This window comes from Alkaliphilus pronyensis (assembly GCF_009017275.1).
Classification (GTDB): Bacteria; Bacillota; Clostridia; order Peptostreptococcales; family Natronincolaceae; genus Alkaliphilus_C; species Alkaliphilus_C pronyensis.
The window spans coordinates 1-19648 of the sequence record NZ_WBZC01000059.1 but is presented as its reverse complement, the minus strand read 5'-3'; the positions used below and the strand labels follow the sequence as shown (position 1 = coordinate 19648).

The window sequence follows — 19648 nt, the reverse complement described above, 5'->3', positions numbered from 1 at the left end:
TAACACAAAAATATGAAATAAAAATAAAATAAAAAATGTCTGAACCAATTTATTTCACTTCGATTCAGACTCACATATGAGTTAACTTGCTGCAAAACTTCGGGGTAAAAGATCAATTATCAGTAAAATAATTAAAGGGATTGACAAATGAATACATAATTAAGTATGATAGTTATATAAAATAATTGAAAATTCAGAATCTCCGAGCTTATTATTCCTAAAATGTGTAATTAAGGAGAGTAAGCCGTGGGTATAAAGGGAAACCTTTATGCCTCCCATTGTGGAAAGGAGTCGTTAACCTATAGCAATATTCTTGCTTTGTTTAAAGGACGCCACTGGGCGTCCTTTAATATTTTAAAGCTAGCTCCTCCACAGGCCTATATTCATAATATCAGTAAATAAGGGGGTGAGTTCATTAAACTATTAAAGCTTTTAACTACAGTTCTATTGTTTTTGGTCTTAACTGGATGTTTTTATAATGATAATAGTAAAATGCCAACAATAATAGAAGAACAACTAAACACAGGTGATAAATTGACAAGCCTAGAAAAATATAAAGCAGATGATATTCATGGTGTGTTTTTATTGGAGGATACCAGGGGAGGCAAAAGACTTTTGCAAATTGTTGATGGTAAAGGCTTCAATGGTAAGCTACAGCTGCTTGTATCAATTAGTGTTGATGAAAACAAAATTTTAAAGGTTGATGTTTTGGAACATACTGAAACACCATCATACGGAGGATATGTGACAGAAGGATGGTTTTTAGAAAGGTTTATTGGAAAAACAACAGATAAGCAGCTTAAGGCTGCCAAAATTGCTGCAAAAGCTGAAGAAGAAATTACCATCATTACTGGGGCAACAGTAACCAGTGAAGCAGTTATTAATGGGGTTAACAGTTGTTTTACAAATTACCAAAGTATAAAAGGGGAGGAACTATAATGAAAAAGCTCTGTACAGTTATTAGTATGGTTTTAATACTAGGGTTATTATTGACTGGATGTAATAATGCATCTACCTCAGCAGATGAAATAGCAAATAGTAATATAAATAATAGCTTTATAATTACAGGACTAGAGGCAGATGATATTGAAATTACAGTAGAAAAACTAAAGACCTATAATTCAGTTACTAAAGATGTAGTATCTGTAAATTCCAGTGGAAAAGAAAATAAATTTCAGGTAACTGGCAGCCTCTTGGAGGATGTACTTAAGGATTTAGGCTATTCTCAAAAAGACCTACAGGCTATTAGACTGGCTGCAGGGGATGGATATTCTATGGATGTGCCTAAAGAAGTTGTAAATACAAGGGATATTATACTGGCCTATGAAATTGATGGAGAGGCTTTAGATGAAAAAACTCAACCTGTAAGGGTGATTATTCCAGAAGAAAGGGCTATGTATTGGGTTAGAAATTTAACTACCATTGAAGTTCTTGAAGCAGTAGAAAAAGCTACGGTTGATGTAGTTGTGTTTCTTGAAGCAGCCACTACCCTTGTGCCACAGGAGGAATATACCTACTATGACAGCGTCGATTATGCAGTAAAGACAAAGGACATAATTGATAAATTTGCCAGCAGTGGAGAAGAGGATATATATATTAAGGCAACTGATGGCTTAGAGAAAAATGAAGCCTTGACGATATTTAAGGAGGGTTACATTAAAATTACTGGTGAGGCTAACCCAATGTTTTTATCACCTGATGTTCCAAAGGGTATGTATGTAAAAAACATTTTGCAATTTTCTAAAGGAAAATATGGATTCTTTAGTCTTAACAGTGGAGAAGCTATTTTTGAATCTATTACAGTTGACGATAAAGAGGGAACACCAATAAAGGCTATAGCAGATGAAATTCAATTAAAGGAAGGAAAGCTATATAGATTTACAGCTATAGACGGCTATAGCGTAGAGGTAACAGCTGAGGATTTAGAAAGGGGTATAGTATACATTGGAGAAGAAGGAGATTTAAGAACTCAATTTGAAGGACTTCCTAAAAATACAAGGGTAAAGGGACTACTTTCAATTGAGGTGATAGAGTAAAACTTTAACGGAGGTATACAATGGCAAAAAAAAGATTCTTAAGTAGGTTTTCAGTATTTGACTTAGTAATAATAGCTATGATGGCTTCACTGGGAATAGCTATTAAGCCTGTAGTTGTTCCATTAACCCATATTATTACTGGACCATTGTATATACCTGGTGGTGTAATAGCAGGGGGCTTCTATATGCTATGGTTAGTTTTAGGTGCAGGTCTGGTGGGGAAAAGAGGGACAGCCACTTTAATAGCACTTGTACAGGCAATTATGGTGGTGGCAATTGGTGTTTTTGGAACCCACGGGATTATAAGCCTAATAACCTACCTGTTGCCTGGTATTTCTGTAGATTTAGTTTTGCTTTTAACAGGTCATAGAGGCTGTTGCTTAGGCTGCTGCTTTGCTGCTGGTATAGCAGCCAATATAAGCGGTACCTTCTTAGTTAATATTGTTTTTTTTCAATTACCCATAATACCTCTAGTGCTTAGCTTAAGTAGTGCAGCACTGTCGGGGGGAATTGGAGGAATAATTGCCTACAATATAATAAAGCAGTTCAAAAAATACGATGTAATAAATAATAGTGGATGAGTAGAGTTTTATTAGGGAGTTCCATAGTATACTGTTTTATTGAAAATAGTAGGAGCTATGGAGCTCCCAAATAATAAGGAGAGACAAAATGAGATCTAAAAATCAAATCACACTAGTATTATTAATGCTGGTGGTCTTATTCATTGGGTTATACCTAGGCAAATATATTGAAGCCTCAAGCAAACCATTAGGCTACTTTCCAAGCTTTAAGATTATTGGTGATGTGGAAGAGATTGTAACCATAAGCTATAACCATAATTTTCCCCTCTATAAAATGGAGCATAAAGAAGTAATAATGGATTTTATAAGCTTAGTGGATATAATTAAAGCAGCAGAGCCTATAGCTGATGATTTTGAGGTGTTATTGGTTGGTAATGATGGACTCATATCTAAAATAGATGAAATTCAAGACTGTGGTATTACATTTTCAAGCTTAAATGGATGGGAATTTGTAAACAAATATCATCCCATCAGTAGTAATATTAAAATGGTTAAAGAAATAGTAATAGTCTCTAAAGAAGGAAATTGGGAGGAAGGATTAAATATAATAAACACAGTAGAGAATATATTAAATATAACAGCAGGACAGTTCTATTTACAAGGCTATGATGTTTTACACAATTTCGAAGGAACAGCAACAGCTGCAAAAAATGGAATGGATAATTCTTCAACAGTATATACAACAAAAAAGGTAAAAAAGCTCAAGGATTTAATAGACATACCTCCAGACTCAAGGCTTCTTGCAATGGGGGCTAAGGGAGATTACGGCTATGTAGATGCAAATGGTTATATTGAGCTTATAGGTAATCAAATGAACTTTTTAAATAATAATAGCAAGGAAATGATAGAGGATGTAAAGGGAATATTTATGAATCCACCAATAGTAAGTAATATGGATACCTATTATGATACATTGCATTTTCTAGACAAAAACGAAAGGGTATTAATATTCCTTATAGATGGTTTTGGCTATCACCAATATATAGAAGGCATGAATAGTGGCTATACACCCTTCTTAAAATCCCAACCCCAGGCCCAAAAGGCCAGTACTGTTTACAAGCCCGTCACAAATGCAGGGTTTGCTGCAACAATTACTGGAGAACCACCATCAGTTAATGGTGTTTATTCAAGAGAGCAAAGAGAGCTAAAGGTACCATCCATATTTGCCACAGCATTAAACCTCGACAAAAAGGCCGCCTTAATTCAAGGCCCAATAAATGTTTTAAATACAGAAATAGAACCAATATTAAATATTGACAGTAATAATAGTGGCTTAGTGGATGACGAGGTGTATGAAAGGACACTAAAGGAAATTAATAATGGATACCATTTGATTTTAGTACATTTTAAAGGCTTAGATACCCATGGACATAGCACTGGTGATTTAAGCAGGGAAACTATGAATATGCTGCAAACCCTTGATAAATACATTGAGGATATAAGCAATAAATGGGAAGGCAAAATTATTATTACATCTGACCACGGAATGCATTCAAAGGGACAGATAGGTAGCCATGGAGCTTTTATTATGGAAGATATGATGGTACCCTATTTAGTTATTGAAGGAGGATTGGCAAATGAATAAAAAAGTCTTAATTGTAATTCTTATACTAATAGGATTAGTAGCTATTACAGCATATATAAATAGAGATAGTCTTAAGGACAAGGCAGCAATGATAGATAATGCAGAGATAACTATAAAGGAAGATGGAGAAGAAATAAGCAAGGTTGATTTTCAATTGATTCAAGGGCTTGGAGAGGAAGCCTTCAAAGCAAACCTAAAAAGCAGTGGAAAGGATGCTGTTGAGCATCAATATAAAGGAGTACCCTTAAAGGCTATCCTTAATTGGGGAGAGGTTAACTTAGAGGAGAAAAAACAAGTTATAATTAAGTCAGTTGATGGATATACAGTTGCTCTTACAGTAGAAGAGGTTTTAGAAGAGGATAATATATATGTTGCCTATGAGAAGGATGGAGAGCCCCTTGGTACAAAGGCAGAGGGGGGTAATGGTCCATATCAAATTATTATAAGGAAAGATCCCTTTAGCCAAAGATGGGCAAAATTTGTTGTAGAGGTTGAATTAAGGTGAAATATACAATAGAGGTTAAAGACCTATGCTTTAGATATTATAGTAAGGAAGAAGATACTCTGCAGGGAATAAACCTAAAGGTGGAAAAGGGAGAGGTGCTAACAATTGTAGGTCTTAGTGGCAACGGTAAAAGCACCCTATGCCATTGCATTAGTGGTATATTTAATCACTTAGATAAAGGAAGCTTAAGGGGTGAAATACTTTTAAATGGCAGATCACTTAAAGATTTAAGCAGAGTTGATATAATAAAGCAAATAGGAATTGTGTTTCAAGACCCAGATACCCAGCTGTTTTCACCAACCGTTGAAGATGAAATAGCCTTTGGTCCAGAAAATTTATGCTTAGAAACCGATGTAATCACCTATAGAATTGATGACGCTCTAAGGGTTGTGGGTATGGAGGAGTTTAGATTCAGTAATCCAAACCACCTATCTGGTGGACAAAAGCAACTAATAGCACTGGCATCTGTACTAAGCCTTGAACCAGAGATTTTTATTTTTGATGAAGCAATGTCACAGGTGGATAAGGCTGGTAAGCTGCTGATTAAGAATAAGATTAAAGCCTTAAAGAAGCAAGGAAAAGCAATAATTATGATAGAGCACGATCTGTCTAACTTAGATATTTCAGATAGAGTAATGGTATTAAGAGAGGGAAAGCTTTTTGATTTTAATGGTAGCTTATCTTAGCGGCGTTACTAACACTCCCGCTTCTTAAGTGGGAGAGAAGTGCCGCCAAGCTTCGAAATAAGGGCAACTAGAGTTAAGGTGGAGTTAAAACTCCATCTGAACTAAGTTTTCTTTATAAGGTGGTGATACCTATGGGTTTTATAGATTTAAATAATGTGTCTTTTAAATACAAGGATAACCAATTTATAATAAAGGATGTATCCCTTAAATTGCTTAAGGAGGATTTCACTGGAGTTATAGGCCCTAATGGTGGGGGAAAGACTACGCTTGGAAAGCTTATGGCAGGCATTTTAAAAGCCTCAAAGGGTGATGTATTTATTGATGGTTTAAATAGTCAAGATTTAAAGCTAGGAGCCATTGGAAAAAGAGTAGGTTATTTATTTCAGAATCCAGAAAGACAAATATTTGCACCCACCGTTGAAGAGGACCTAACATTTTCTTTAAGGATTAAGGGTATAGAGAAACAACAGATATTAATAAAGGCCCAGGAGATGATGGAGCTATTTCAATTAAAGCACCTGGCTAATCAGTTTCCATTTACCTTAAGTCAAGGGGAGAAACAACGGCTGGCCCTTGCAGGCACCCTAATTAATGATCCCTCCTTTCTAATATTAGATGAACCAACCACTGGCCTTGATATTGAAAGAAAAAAACAATTAACTAACATCTTAAAGAAGCTACAAAAAAAGGGAGTTGGAATGGTTTTTATTAGTCATGATGATGATTTCATAAATAACCTATCTACTCGTATTATTCAGTTAATTGGAGGGGAAATAGTTGCTGATAAGAGAAAATAAAATAGACCCCCGAACTAAATTAACGGCTGTTATTTTAATATCCAGCCTAGCTGTTTTAATTAAAGATATAGCCTTGCTTTTAGGGATATTCTCAATAACCTTTATTATTGCATTAGGTTTTGGTAATAATCCCCTAGCTCTATTTAAGAAATTAAAAAAGCTGGCTTTACTTTTTATGGCTATTATTATAATACAAAGCTCCTTTTCATCAGGAATACCCCTGTTAAGAATTGGTTCTATTACCCTATTAACCATAGATGGATTTACAAAAGGTATTCTATTAGCCATTAGAATGTGTATCATTATCATATCAGCCACCATAATATCTACTTCAAGCCCACGTGAAATAGTACAAGGACTCATACAATGGAAGATACCATATGAGATAGCCTTTATGGTTTCTATAGGAATAAGATTTCTTCCCCTTTTTGTTGATGAGATAAAGGATACGGTAAATGCTATACAGCTTAGAGGAATAGAGTTAGATAAAATTCCAATAGGAAAGAGAATGAAAATATATTCATATGTCTTAATGCCTGTTGTTGCAACTACACTAATGAAATCTAAAAGGCTATCCATTGCAATGGAAAGTAAGGGCTTTGGTATATATCCAAGAAGATCAAGCTTTAAAAGGCTAAAGCTATCTAAAGTAGACTATCTTCTAATGGCGGCTTTTTTAGTAGGTGCTTTTACAATAGTAACGGTTTATCTAGGTTAGGGAGGAGGATAAGGATGAAGGTATTATCTGTTTTTGGTATCACTCAGTCTGGAAAAACAACAACAATTGAAAATATTATTAAAGAATTAAAAAAGAGAAGGTTTTCAGTAGGCAGCGTAAAGGAAATACATTTTGAGAAGTTTGCTATAGATGAAGAGGGCAGTAATACATTTAGACATAAAAAGGCAGGGGCTGAGCTGGTAACCGCAAGGGGCTACTATGAGACGGATATTCTGTTTCCTAAAAGACTTTCAATAGCTGAGATATTGAGATTTTATGAACAGGAGTATGTAGTTTTAGAGGGTGTGACAGACTCTAATGTCCCCAAAATAATAACTGCCCATAGCATTAAAGAAATAGATGAGAGGCTAGATGGAACTGTGTTTGCAATATCAGGAAGAATTTCAAATGAAATAAAAGAATATAAGGGTATTCCAGTAATAAGCTCAATAGACAATATAGAAAAGCTAGTTGATTTAATAGAGATTAAAGTATTTGAAAAGCTACCAGAATTTCCTGAGAAATGCTGTGGCATATGTGGATATAGTTGCCATCAACTACTTAAAAAAATTATAAAAGGTGAGGCAAAGCGTGAGGATTGTATAATATCTCAAAAAAATATAAGGCTAACTATTGGTGATACAGATATTACTATGGTTCCCTTTGTACAAAGGATACTTTATAACTCGGTAATTGGAATAGTGAAGGAGCTGGAGGGTTATAAACAGCACCAAAGGATTGCTATTGAGATAGGAGAGGAATAATGTTTCCCTATAAAGTTTTCGAAAAAACCACCAATATATCTAAGTATACCGTCGATGAAAAATACCAAAGCAAAAAAAATGAGGTATATAGGGTCACCTGTATAGAGGGTAATATAAGCTTTAACAAGTGTGTGGTAGTTAAAAATTTTATGCAATCATATTCAAGCTTCCAAAAGGAAGTACACCTTTTAACTGAACTGTATAAACATGGCTTAGCTGTTCCACGTGTATATCGTGTAGAGGATAAATGTATTATAATGGAATGTATAATGGGAAAAACTTTAGTTGATGTGTTAAATGAAGCAGAAGAAAAAACTCCAGAAGGAAGGCTGATGAAGTATAGGGCAGAAAAATATGTGACATATGATTTATTAAATTGGCTAAAGAGCTTTTACTGCTATTCAAAAACTATTACTGGTAAAAAAATTATATTAAAGGATATACACTTAAGAAATTTCATTGCTGGGGAAGTTTTAGTTGGAGTAGATTTTGAAAGCTGCACCGAAGGAGAGGTTGAAGAAGATATAGGCAAGCTTTGTGCATTTATAGCTACCTATGACCCACAATGGACCCCGTGGAAAATTTCGCTGGTGGAGAAGCTCAAAAAAAGTGCAATACCTTTACTATCTTTAGATAAGGATGCTTTAGAAAAGGAGATAAGTAACGAATTAAAGCTAATAAAAGAAAGAAGAAAAAGCAAGAATAATCAAACCATTGACAAAAACACGTATTAATAATAAATTAAGGTGGAAAGTTAATTTTAGAGGTTTTATTGATGTGATAAAATATTTTCAATTAATAATAAGGAGCATTTTCTATGGCAATAAAGCAAAGAGTATTGGTAATTGGTGGAGGAGCCGCTGGCTTAGTAGCAGGAATTTCAGCAGCTAGAAATGGAGCTGAAGTAATTATTCTTGAAGCATTAAATAGAGTAGGCAAAAAAATTCTAGCTACAGGTAATGGAAGATGCAATTTAACCAATATACATATGGATATTAATAGATTTCATGGTAGATCACCTAAATTTGCCCTAGCTGCATTAAAACAGTTTGATGTAGAGCAAACCATGAGCTTTTTTGACTTTTTAGGTATAAAATGCAAGGTGGAGGAGGGTGGCAAGGTTTATCCAACCTCAGATCAAGCCTCCAGTGTTTTAGATGTATTAAGGTATGAGCTGCAACAGCTTAATGTTAGAGAAGAATGTGAAAAAGAGGTTGTAAGAATAAAAAAAGCTAATAAATATTTTGAGGTAATTGCCAAGGACGGAAGTAAAATAAAGGGTGACAAGGTGATTGTTGCTACAGGAGGTATGGCAAGCCCACAATTAGGCTCCAATGGTGGCGGCTATAATTTATTAGTGGATTTAGGACATAAATTGATTGATCCTATACCTGCACTAGTACAGGTAACCCTTGACGCAGACTTTTTAAAGAAGATAAAGGGTGTAAAGTTTAATGGAGAAGCTTCGCTAATTAATGAAAATCAGCCTATAGGGGTTGAGGGTGGAGAAATACTATTTACTGACTATGGAATTTCAGGACCGCCAATCCTACAGCTAAGCAGAGGAGTATCCCAGCTAATAAAGGAAAACAAAACCCCCATAATAAAGGTAGACCTCTTTCCAGAGATTATAATTGAGGATTTAATTGAGCAAATACAATTAAGACTAGCCTATCATCCTAAAAAACCACTGGACACAAGCTTTATAGGGTTAATTAATAAAAAGCTAATACCAGTTGTTTTAAAGGAAGCAGGAATAAATAGACTTCAAAAGCCATGCTCGCAGGTTAATTCTACTGAAATAAATGCTATTGCTTCGGTACTTAAGAATTGGAGTTTTAGAGCTACAGGTACACAGCCCTGGAGGCATGCCCAAGTAACAGCAGGAGGTATAAATGTTGATGACGTTAACTCAAAATCATTAGAATCTAAATTAGTTAAGGGATTATATATAGTTGGGGAACTATTAGACATTGATGGAGACTGTGGAGGCTATAACCTACAGTGGGCATGGTCCTCTGGGTTTATAGCTGGTGAAGCTGCAGCATTGAATTTTGATTAGAATGGAGAATAAGCATGATAAGAGTGTCAGAAATTAAGATATCTATTGATGCAGATGAAGACAAGCTAAAGCATGAAATATTAAAAAAACTGAGGATTAAAGATAAGGACTTAATTGAATATTTTATCTATAAAAAATCTATAGATGCAAGAAAAAAGGATAAAATATACTTTGTGTATATAGTTGATGTTAAGCTTAAAGACGAAAAAGCCTTTCTTGAAAGATACAAGGGAAATAATGTAGCTATAACACCCAATATGGAATATGAATCTGTTCAAATTGGAAGTCAATTGCTTAAGGAACCCCCCGTAGTTATTGGAACAGGACCAGCGGGATTGTTTGCAGCACTAATACTAGCAGAAATGGGCTTTGCTCCAATTATGTTTGAAAGGGGCAAGAAGGTAGACGAAAGAAGTAAGGATGTTAATGGATTTTGGGGAAATGGCAAGCTAAATCCAGAGTCAAATGTTCAATTTGGAGAGGGTGGTGCAGGAACCTTCTCTGATGGGAAGCTAACTACTCAAATTAAGGACTTGAGGTGTAGAAAGGTATTATGGGAGCTAATTTCTGCAGGAGCTCCAGAAGAAATATTATATAATTACAAGCCCCATGTTGGCACAGATAAGCTTAGAGAGATAGTTAAAAATATTAGGGAAAAAATAACTGCCTTAGGTGGAGAGGTTCATTTCAACAGTAGAGTTACAGATTTAATAATAGATAACGGTAAGCTAGCAGGTGTTTTAGTTAATGATAATATAAAAGTAAATACTGACCTAGTAATTCTTGCAGTAGGCCACAGTGCAAGGGATACCTTTCATATGTTAAATGATAATGGAGTAGAGATACACCAGAAGCCATTTTCTGTAGGTGTAAGAATAGAGCATCCACAAGGACTGATAAATAAAAGTCAGTATGGTGCATTTGCAACACATCCAAAGCTGGGGGCGGCAGACTATAAGCTTTCCTATCATTGTGAAAATGGAAGAACTGCCTACACCTTCTGTATGTGTCCAGGAGGAGAGGTTGTGGCGGCTGCTTCAGAAGAGGGAAAACTGGTGACAAACGGTATGAGTTACTATTCAAGAGATAAGGAAAATGCCAATAGTGCTTTACTTGTTGGTGTTAACCCTGAAGATTTTAATGATACCCATCCTTTAGCAGGGGTTTATCTACAGCAAAGCCTAGAGGAGAAGGCATTTGTTTTAGGGGGCAGAAATTATAATGCACCAGTACAATTAGTTGGTGATTTCTTGAAGGATACACCAACTAAAGAATTGGGTGATGTAAAGGCTTCCTATAGACCTGGTGTTACACCAACTGATTTAAGAGAATGTCTTCCTGATTATATTATCACAGCTATGAAGGAGGCAATTTTAGGATTAGATAATAAGCTTAAAGGATTTGCTTTACATGATGCTATAATGACAGCAGTAGAAACCAGAAGCTCCTCACCAGTAAGAATTGTTAGGGATAAAAACTATGAAGGTAATATTAAAGGACTTTATCCTACAGGAGAAGGTGCAGGATATGCTGGCGGAATAATTTCAGCAGCAGTAGATGGAATTAAGGTGGCGGAGGCTGTGGTTAAAAAATATAAACCCTTAAATAAAAAATAGAAACTAGAAAAGCTCCACTTTTCTAGTTTTATGTTTTTCATTTAATTTGTGTTAACATGTGTTCAGCAAAAGCCTTTGCCTTTTCTTCAATATTCTCAACCCTCCAAATGGCACCCAGGTCATTGGCAATTTCCATTATAGAAAAATTAGGTGGTAGATAAAAGCCTTTATTGAAATTTAAAGCATCTATCAGTTGCTTAGCTATTGAGTCACTACCAGAATTACCTGAAACAATTACAGAAAAAACCATTTTATTGTTAAAACTAATTCTTCTATACAAAGTAGTTAATCTATTTATAACAGCCATAAGGTTAGAGGATATTGAATCGTTATAGTTTGGGCATATCCACACTATGGCATCGGACTCCTCTATAGCAGGCAGAACAGATTTAGTCATAACACCACCATAATAACAGCTATTTTGCTCACCAAAGGATAAGCAGGTTTTATAGGAGCAGCCATAGCAATCATAAACCGAACCATTTTCAATATGAAGCTCATCAATACTGCAATCATGAATATGCTCCTTAATCATACCCCATAAACTCAATGTGTTGGATGTGGCACGAAAGCTGGAATGTAAAGCTAGAATTTTGGGGGTTTGTGTTTTTCTAACAACCTCATTCCTTAAACGCTCCCCCAGCTGGCTTGAAAGCTCCAGTGATATATCTACTAATGATAAATCCATAACCTTTTGCCATGTTGTAAAATTACTTAAATCACCAGTTGCTTCCACTAGGGGCTGTCCTATAAAGCTGCAGCCCATTTGATTAACTATAAAAGCAATGTGGGCAGCCATACTTTTTGTGTATAATTGATTATTGCTGTGAACTAACATGACAGCACTTGACCCCTGTAGTGGCATATGATTTTTAACAGATAAATAAGACAATATCTCCAATAGAGGTATGCTTATCCCGATTGAATTAACCTCTATAGCAAATAATATTTTCTTATTTTTAAGATTACATAGCTGATGCTTGTTTTCTATTAGAAAATACTCCGATTTCCCTATAGCTGCTTCAACCATAGCCTCCAGTTGAGATGATATTATACCTGGTTTAATTACATAAATCATATTATTCGCTCCAATTGCTTATAGGTTTCAGTTAATCTTGTCATTAAAGCCTTAGGCAAGTTGTAGGCTTCAACCTCTGTAAATCCCGACTTTAATCTATTCAATGCCCCCATATACACACCACCCATGTAGGTAGCACTATAATGCCATTCACCACCTATTGTAGCTAAAAGGGATAGGGCACCAGAGGAAAGGGCAGGGGCAACATAGGGCTTAAAGCCAGTTTCTCTAACCCTTAAATTTGCTGTTTTCGCTTTTTCAGTTAGCAATAAAGATATTTCATCATTATAATTGCTTATACTATCTGCAATTACTAATCCATCACCATGGGGGCCGAAGGCTCTACCCTCCAATTCATAGTGCTTAGCCCTTTGTAGCTCTTTAGAATAATACAATGCTCTAGCATTCATAACTCCTAATCCATAACCCCTAATTTGGTCTGGAGCTAATCCTTTAAAATCCCTTTTACCAGTAGCTGTGGTATTACTGGACTCTAAGAGTGACTTACATAGTAAATCTACAGGGTCAGAAACAACTGCAAATATTCCCTTAAAGCCCTTTTCCCTTGCAAGCTGACCATAGGTAGATAGTATTTCAGAGTTTTGATTAAACTGAACCATCCTAACATCAACATCCTCTTCGCCTATTGCAGGCACCCTTGCAGCAATACAGAATACAAACAAGTGGCAGTCAAAAACCTCATTAAGGGGTATGGCTGTAACAATTGGTTGTTTTTTATCAGCTCCAAACTCATGTATTTGGTTTATCTCTTTTTCCCAGCGATTTAGCTTGTTTATGTCTCTGTCGTAAATCCCAATTTCATCAATATAATCGCCACCAAGCAGCCTTAAACCTATAAGCAAAGTACTGCCAACATCTCCTAAGCCAGCTATGTTTACTTTCCATTTAGAAGGTCCTTTATAGTTCAATTGCTCCTCCCAATCATGGTAGCTAATATTCAATGAAACCACGTCTCTAGCTTCAACTTTGGAGAAGAGCCAGTGGGGGACTTTTTCATCACAAGTATCCTTTAGAAGAATATTTAATCCCTCCTCCTTTTGAAACAGCTGATTAGGGTATGTAACCCTGTAGCCTTTCCTTGATAAAAGGGGATTAAGCTCCTTCAAGTAATATAACTGTTCATTGGTGTTTTTGGCTGTCTCTTCGTCTATTTTAGTTAAAAAGGGAAACTCCTTAACTGAGAACATTATTTTACCTTTGTGTTGATAAAAATACATTTTCTATCCCTCCTGTATGGCTAGAAATAATACTTGGCTTTAGTCTTCTCAATAACTCAAGGTCATTCTTAAGATAACTGGAGGGATTTAAGTTTAAATCGTAATACATATTCTCTCCCTGGTCAGGACAACGGGGGTACAGAATTACTTCCCCTAGTAGAGAAAGTGTGAGCTTACGCTCATTTACCCTTTGGTACTCAACCTCCAAAGCCTCAAGTATTTTAATTGAGTTTGTTATTGATACTTCAGAAATATTATATATAGCTTCATTGGTTACTCCCTGAATAAATGAAGGTGATGTATAAGGGAATAATAGGTTTATTGAAGATAGCAAGCCCTTCTCGGGATATACTCCACGCCAAAGGGTGTCTCCTCCAATAAAGGGGTACAATAGGTTTTCATTAAACCATAGCCTAAGCTTTGGAATGAAGTAAGCACAATCGACATCTCTGTTTTGAATCTCCATTAGCTCCTTACCCCTACCTGAAAGTATACCAACAATAATTTTCCTAACATTAATGTTCTCTGACTTCAATAATGGGTCAAGAGCCCTAATACGATACCCTTTGTTTAATATGTCATCTATTAACAGAACAGGTCTATTGAAGGAACGTATCATCTTAATTTGATTTTTAAGGTCTAGGTAATATGGATATGCTGCAATGGTAAAGCCCTTCACATCTGGTGCAAACATTTTTTCAGTATGGAGGGATTTAGTAATGGTGTTTGGTACAATCATACGGTTAAGTATATTACCAAAGGGTACACACATTAGTTCTCCCAACTGTCTAGGCTTACTTTGAACAGGTAAAACATTATTCTCAAAGCAAATTTTTCTAACTAGGGTTTCATCAATTATGTTTCTATCGAAGGACAAAACTAAATTACCAGGGTACAAGTCTGTTAATGATTTTTGAAGAGCTTTTCTTGTGTCCTTTATGCAATCAATAATATTAGCATTACTTTTAAAGGGCTCCTTAATAATGGTTTCCAAATCTAGGCTTAGTGTACATGGATTAGACATATCAACTGCCATAATTGGGTTTTTATCATCATTGCATGGAACTCTTATAAAGCCATGAAGCTCAACTATCTCATGTAGCTTTGGGTTATGTCTATAGTCTATAGTATTTTGATAAATACAGTAGCTATAATCCTTCTTTAAGCAATGGGTAATTGTCTCGGTTAATATAATTTGATATAAGTCTCGGTTAGGATCATTCAATGCATATATTCCATCAATTAATATTACTCTTCCACAGGAGTGCCTTCTTATGTATTCTGTTATACCGCTATTTTTAAACTCATTGTAAAGTGAATCTGAGGGTACCCAATGAATAGCAGAATAGGCCAATATCTTATGGGGGTCATTTGTATCCCTTATTAGGATAATACCTCCATAGGGCTTACTAAAAACAGTTCTTATATTTTCATGGTGATTAGAATTACCATCATGAAATATTTTTGTTATTAATGATATTAGCTCATGGTTATATTCTTCAATTATATCTATTGATATTGAAACGGTTTGAAGTAAGGATTTGTATTGAGGCTCCCTACGATACAGACTATTTTCATATATAAACCGCTGAGCAAGTGGATCAATTAGTTTTGATATGTCCCTATTTTCATCGATATTACTTCTAATCTGTGATGAGCTTATATCTTCATATTGTGGTGGCAGATTTAATCTAATAACTGGGGCATGAATATTGTTAATAGCTTTAACCAGCATTGTATCATTTACATCTTGATAATCATTATTGGCTCTTCTTTCAAATACTATATGGGAAAAGCTATGTATTGAGGTTTTTTTAGGTGTTTCCTTATAGGCCGATGCATTTATTAGCACATCGCTTCCTGCAACTATATAGACCTTTGCAGAAGGAAAATTGTCCTGTAATCTTTTTAAGTCACATGGATTAGCAATATTAGTAGGAAAATCCTCTGGATATAGATATATATCCATTTCATCGGCAATGGACATGTGAATAATCTTTTTCCTTATTAAGTTAGGCTGTGTTCTTTTGGACCATGAAAACTCATCTACTGCAAGATAAACCTCAAAGCCGTAATCTCTTATGGCCTTAGTAATCTCTTTATGACCTAATGTAAACGGATCGAAGGTACCTGGAAAGAAAGCAATTTTTTTAGGGCTTTGAATTTCAATAGCTCCTTCAAGAAAAATGTATTCAGATATAAAACGGTAAATATTATTTAGACCTGCTGAGTTAGTTAAAAACAGCAGTTCATTTTCTTTAATATCAGTTAATAATGTGAGAACTTTTTTACTAATTAACTGGAATATATGATGCTTTTCCTCTAAAGAAATTGTTTTAGAGGCAAATATTTCTTTACCGATTACACTAAATGAAATTTGCTTTATCTGTAAATCATCGTGAACCAAACCATTTAACAATATTCCAAGCATTTTCCTCAGTCTACTGTTAAACTGATTTTCATCTTTAACAAAGCTTTCGTGGTACTTCCAGTAGTTTGATATAAGTATTCCAACTGTTCTTAAAAGAAGTGAGTTTATTTGAGTATTGGATTGCTTAATTTTATCAATTAAATCCTCTAATATTTCGTCTAGCTCATAGGGCTGCAAATATATAAGTATTTGTCCTAGATAACCAGGTATATATTTTGTGAATTGATAGCCTTCAATTTCTAAAGCTCTAAGAAGCTCGATTGCTATATCATTCCTCTGCTCTATTGGTAAATGTGGAAAAATATCCACTAAAGCGTTTCCAGCACGATTTCTAACAGCCTCTACAGCACTAACCTTTAGAAGATTACAGAAATGCATTGTAGTATAAAGTCCATCCACCTTAGAATAGTTTAAAAAATATTCTAAAAGCATTTCAACCTGTACCTTTTTTGTTACCCAATTGGTTGCTGTTTTTAAATTACTCAAGAATATGTCTGAAATATTCTCAATGCTAGACTCCATAAGCTGACGGTATTGGTAAAGCATTTTATCCTCAAAACCTAGTAATTCAGCTAACTTCAACTTCAGATAGTTTTCTGCCAGTATTGTATTTTGATTATCCATTTCTAAATAGTTTTTAAGTCTATTTAATATGGTTTTATTTAATTCTATTGACTTAAATATGTGGTATATTGTTTCAAGAGCTGAAATTCTGATGTCACTGTCTTTACATTTTAAACCATCCTCAATATAAGAGAATAAAACCTCTAAAGAAGGATCATGAATACTATTATCAACAGGAATATGCTTTATAGACTCCAATAAATAAACGTTTATTTCATCATAAAAAGATTTCTTTTTGTAATACTTAAGTATAACCTTCCTATAACCATAAACCTGGGCTCTCTGACAACTCTTAAATAATGAAGCTATTAATATTTGCATATTGTAGCCTACCCAGTTTCTATGTAGGGGAATCATTTTATGATCTGGATAAATCATCTGCTGTAGGTAGTCATCAAATAGATCACAGCTTGTTATTTCTGCTGGTGCTAATACTACTCCTTCGGGAACTTCCTTTCTATAATCCTCATCAAACATACTAATAAGTATACCCATTATCTCAGCACACTGTCTGCGGATATCTTCTTCAGGATGTATTAACTGTTCAAATAAAAATCTTAGAGTAATAATTTTTTGCTTTTGAGTAAGATATGTAGAATACTCATAGAAAACATCGAGATACTCCCGTAGTGCTTTGGGATTTTTTTCGCTTCTTGCTAACTCCAATATCTCATTTAATGAGGATTCATCTCGTAGCTTATGCATTAGGTTTACATTATGTTGTATTGCAAGATATTTTAAATGCTTAGTAATTAAATCCCCACCCATTAGAGAATAATATTTTTTATGTTCCTTAGTTCTTTCCATACTTTTATTTTTGATATCAATAGTTATACCAAGATCCACTAAGTAATCCTCAAAATCCTTTAACTTGTTGTATACACGGGTATAGCGTCTTTCCTTTGTAGTATCTACATTATCTAGCTTACCTAAAATCACCTTAAATGAATCCTTTAAACTAAATATATCCATTTGAAAGTGATTATTAACCTTTACATTTTTTACACGAAAATCTGAATAAATAAGAATTAACGATTCTATAGATAGGTTCTCCAGCTCTAAGTCCCAAACTGAATGGTTTAGAGCAATATGACCAATGTAGGTTATTCCATGATTTTTAAACCATAGGTCTGTATAATAATAATGTAGATAGGCTACCCTTTTAGCCTCCCAGCTTTTACAGCCAAACTTCCCTAAATCATGTCCCGCTGCAGCACCAGATACTCTGCCTAAATCTATAGGTATACCTGTATTGAATAATTGCTTACCAATAAAAAGAGCAAGATGATGAACACCGCAAATATGGTCTAGGGTGTTATGACCTATAACCTCTTGATTAAGCTTCATCATTTCATATATGTACTCACTCTTAAAAAAATTAACAAAGCCTCTATATTCTTGAGAAACCCTGTAGTCCTCCATTTCATCAGGTGTTAGAAACTGAAGAGGATACAAGCTTTGAAAGCTTGCTCCATTAGTTTGCCTTTCAATATTACAAATTAATCTAAGAACCCTTAAATATAAATAACATGAAGAATCCCACTTTTTATGTAGGTCTATTTCCACTGATCCAGGAAAGGAAAAACTTAAGGAAAACTGATAAATATAGAATAATGGATTATCAGGCTTTTCTTTACCCCAACATATATTAAGCAGGTTTTCAACTAAGTTATAAACAGCAATACTACTGTAATCATTCTCATCTGCTATATGGGTTAGCTTTTCTATAAAATAAGGAGCCTCAATCTCTTTCTTTACAATAGTCATATCTAGCTGTAGATTGTTTAAAAAGTCAGGGCTTAGTAATAATTGACATACCTCATGATACAACTTTCTTGCTGAAATATTTTCCATGATACACCCCCTCAAAAGATTGTCTTATTACTAATTATATCCTATGATAAAAGCATTAATAAAGGTTTTTTGTAGAAATGAATGATAAAGAGCAGAGATAAGAGATAAATCTAAAAATTAAGAGTTAAGAGTTAAGAATTAAGAGTTAAGAGTTAAGAGTTAAGAGTTAAGGATTAAGAGATACAAACAAGAAGACATAATTGAAGATTGAAAACTACAATAGCAAGTAATAAGGAATAGGTAATAGGTAATAGGTAAGTAAAGAATCAAAACCATAAAACAGGATCAAAAATAAAAAATTAAAAGATAAAAGTTACAAACCTTAATTAAGAGTTAAGAGTTAAGAATTAAAAATAACAAGACATAATTGAAAATTGAAAATTGAAAACTAGAAAAGAAGTTAAAAATTAAAAATGAAAAATGAAAAATTAAGAGATAAGAGATAAGAACAAGAAAACATAATTGAAAATTGAAAATTGAAAATGGAAAACAAGAATACATAATTAAAAGTTAATAGTGTAAAGTTGGAAAGATAAATCAATGAAGATGTTGAATGTTGAATGGAAAAAATCAATGAGTAATGAGTAATGAAAGAACAAATAATGAAAGAACAAAAAACAAAATTAAAATAAAAGGCTCTGTTAAGCATTAGTGTTGTTATATTGACTAATAGGAACGAATGTTCCATAATAGTGTTAGGGAGTTAACAGTTAAGGAAAGTGACTATGCCTAAGATAAATAGTTTACATTGTAACTTCAAACGGTGGATGAAGCCCCACACTTCTTGATGGATAGTGCTACCAAATGAACTGATACAAGATTATAACAATACAAACACATTGAATTAATATGTATAAGTAAATAGGTTCTTATACAAAAGTGTGTCGGGGGACGGGGTTATTGGTAACTTTTTATCTCAAGTTGTCAATAACCCCGTCCTCCCGACACTAGTTAAGCCTATTACCTGATTCCTGTATGGTCATCCTCATACATGGTTCCCTTTATAGCTATGTTTGCATTTGCTTCACTACATAATGGTTCATTTGGTGTAGATGCGTTATTGGCTACAGCCT

Annotated in this window: 15 protein-coding genes and 1 riboswitch; of the genes, 12 read left to right on the top strand and 3 right to left on the bottom strand. The window is 34.4% G+C overall.

Annotated features, from left to right (window positions below):
• Nucleotides 1-188: 188 nt before the first annotated feature.
• Nucleotides 189-307: riboswitch (molybdenum cofactor riboswitch) on the top strand.
• Nucleotides 308-492: 185 nt separating this feature from the next.
• From F8154_RS13120 to F8154_RS13065, 12 genes are all read left to right on the top strand, one after another.
• The gene (locus F8154_RS13120) at nt 493-939 is read left to right on the top strand and encodes an FMN-binding protein (protein WP_151862079.1); all 447 of its coding nucleotides are present in this window, start codon (nt 493-495) and stop codon (nt 937-939) included.
• On the top strand, nt 939-2036 hold the full coding sequence (locus F8154_RS13115; protein ID WP_151862078.1) for a molybdopterin-dependent oxidoreductase: 1098 nt from the start codon (nt 939-941) through the stop codon (nt 2034-2036). Before F8154_RS13120 ends, F8154_RS13115 begins: the two co-directional genes overlap by 1 nt.
• Before the next feature lie 20 nt (nt 2037-2056).
• Nucleotides 2057-2617, top strand: coding sequence for an ECF transporter S component (locus tag F8154_RS13110; RefSeq protein WP_151862077.1), 561 nt, complete (start codon nt 2057-2059; stop codon nt 2615-2617).
• 88 nt (nt 2618-2705) lie between these two features.
• Nucleotides 2706-4202: an alkaline phosphatase family protein gene (locus F8154_RS13105; RefSeq protein WP_151862076.1), complete on the top strand. Its 1497-nt coding sequence runs from the start codon at nt 2706-2708 to the stop codon at nt 4200-4202.
• Nucleotides 4195-4707, top strand: coding sequence for a molybdopterin-dependent oxidoreductase (locus F8154_RS13100; protein ID WP_151862075.1), 513 nt, complete (start codon nt 4195-4197; stop codon nt 4705-4707). Before F8154_RS13105 ends, F8154_RS13100 begins: the two co-directional genes overlap by 8 nt.
• Complete coding sequence (locus F8154_RS13095) at nt 4704-5393, top strand: energy-coupling factor ABC transporter ATP-binding protein (RefSeq protein ID WP_151862074.1); 690 nt, start codon at nt 4704-4706, stop codon at nt 5391-5393. Before F8154_RS13100 ends, F8154_RS13095 begins: the two co-directional genes overlap by 4 nt.
• Nucleotides 5394-5524: 131 nt before the next feature.
• Nucleotides 5525-6190, top strand: a complete 666-nt coding sequence (locus tag F8154_RS13090) for an energy-coupling factor ABC transporter ATP-binding protein (RefSeq protein WP_151862073.1) — start codon at nt 5525-5527, stop codon at nt 6188-6190.
• Nucleotides 6171-6908, top strand: coding sequence for an energy-coupling factor transporter transmembrane component T family protein (locus F8154_RS13085; protein ID WP_207706888.1), 738 nt, complete (start codon nt 6171-6173; stop codon nt 6906-6908). The genes F8154_RS13090 and F8154_RS13085 overlap by 20 nt, the downstream gene beginning before the upstream one ends.
• Before the next feature lie 14 nt (nt 6909-6922).
• Complete coding sequence (locus F8154_RS13080) at nt 6923-7672, top strand: molybdopterin-guanine dinucleotide biosynthesis protein MobB (RefSeq protein WP_151862072.1); 750 nt, start codon at nt 6923-6925, stop codon at nt 7670-7672.
• Nucleotides 7672-8406, top strand: coding sequence for an RIO1 family regulatory kinase/ATPase domain-containing protein (locus F8154_RS13075; RefSeq protein WP_151862071.1), 735 nt, complete (start codon nt 7672-7674; stop codon nt 8404-8406). Before F8154_RS13080 ends, F8154_RS13075 begins: the two co-directional genes overlap by 1 nt.
• A gap of 83 nt (nt 8407-8489) precedes the next feature.
• A complete protein-coding gene (locus F8154_RS13070) occupies nt 8490-9734 on the top strand; it encodes a BaiN/RdsA family NAD(P)/FAD-dependent oxidoreductase (RefSeq protein WP_151862070.1) in 1245 nt (414 codons plus the stop codon).
• A gap of 14 nt (nt 9735-9748) precedes the next feature.
• The gene (locus F8154_RS13065; protein ID WP_151862069.1) at nt 9749-11350 is read left to right on the top strand and encodes an NAD(P)/FAD-dependent oxidoreductase; all 1602 of its coding nucleotides are present in this window, start codon (nt 9749-9751) and stop codon (nt 11348-11350) included.
• 37 nt (nt 11351-11387) lie between these two features.
• Here F8154_RS13065 and F8154_RS13060 read toward each other — a convergent pair whose 3' ends face one another.
• Genes F8154_RS13060 through F8154_RS13050 form a run of 3 tightly spaced genes read right to left on the bottom strand, consistent with a single transcriptional unit; the run spans nt 11388 to nt 18575 of the window.
• Complete coding sequence (locus F8154_RS13060) at nt 11388-12428, bottom strand: flavodoxin family protein (RefSeq protein WP_151862068.1); 1041 nt, start codon at nt 12426-12428, stop codon at nt 11388-11390.
• Nucleotides 12425-13666, bottom strand: a complete 1242-nt coding sequence (locus tag F8154_RS13055) for a lactate/malate family dehydrogenase (RefSeq protein ID WP_151862067.1) — start codon at nt 13664-13666, stop codon at nt 12425-12427. The genes F8154_RS13060 and F8154_RS13055 overlap by 4 nt, the downstream gene beginning before the upstream one ends.
• Nucleotides 13641-18575, bottom strand: a complete 4935-nt coding sequence (locus tag F8154_RS13050; RefSeq protein ID WP_151862066.1) for a cytidyltransferase — start codon at nt 18573-18575, stop codon at nt 13641-13643. Before F8154_RS13050 ends, F8154_RS13055 begins: the two co-directional genes overlap by 26 nt.
• Nucleotides 18576-19648: the final 1073 nt, after the last annotated feature.

What these genes read in the sequence shown, in the direction of transcription:
- F8154_RS13120 (WP_151862079.1), top strand. Translation starts at nt 493, where the DNA reads ATGCCAACAATAATAGAAGAACAACTAAACACAGGTGATAAATTGACA.
- F8154_RS13115 (WP_151862078.1), top strand. Translation starts at nt 939, where the DNA reads ATGAAAAAGCTCTGTACAGTTATTAGTATGGTTTTAATACTAGGGTTA.
- F8154_RS13110 (WP_151862077.1), top strand. Translation starts at nt 2,057, where the DNA reads ATGGCAAAAAAAAGATTCTTAAGTAGGTTTTCAGTATTTGACTTAGTA.
- F8154_RS13105 (WP_151862076.1), top strand. Translation starts at nt 2,706, where the DNA reads ATGAGATCTAAAAATCAAATCACACTAGTATTATTAATGCTGGTGGTC.
- F8154_RS13100 (WP_151862075.1), top strand. Translation starts at nt 4,195, where the DNA reads ATGAATAAAAAAGTCTTAATTGTAATTCTTATACTAATAGGATTAGTA.
- F8154_RS13090 (WP_151862073.1), top strand. Translation starts at nt 5,525, where the DNA reads ATGGGTTTTATAGATTTAAATAATGTGTCTTTTAAATACAAGGATAAC.
- F8154_RS13080 (WP_151862072.1), top strand. Translation starts at nt 6,923, where the DNA reads ATGAAGGTATTATCTGTTTTTGGTATCACTCAGTCTGGAAAAACAACA.
- F8154_RS13075 (WP_151862071.1), top strand. Translation starts at nt 7,672, where the DNA reads ATGTTTCCCTATAAAGTTTTCGAAAAAACCACCAATATATCTAAGTAT.
- F8154_RS13070 (WP_151862070.1), top strand. Translation starts at nt 8,490, where the DNA reads ATGGCAATAAAGCAAAGAGTATTGGTAATTGGTGGAGGAGCCGCTGGC.
- F8154_RS13065 (WP_151862069.1), top strand. Translation starts at nt 9,749, where the DNA reads ATGATAAGAGTGTCAGAAATTAAGATATCTATTGATGCAGATGAAGAC.
- F8154_RS13060 (WP_151862068.1), bottom strand. Translation starts at nt 12,428, where the DNA reads ATGATTTATGTAATTAAACCAGGTATAATATCATCTCAACTGGAGGCT.
- F8154_RS13055 (WP_151862067.1), bottom strand. Translation starts at nt 13,666, where the DNA reads ATGTATTTTTATCAACACAAAGGTAAAATAATGTTCTCAGTTAAGGAG.
- F8154_RS13050 (WP_151862066.1), bottom strand. Translation starts at nt 18,575, where the DNA reads ATGGAAAATATTTCAGCAAGAAAGTTGTATCATGAGGTATGTCAATTA.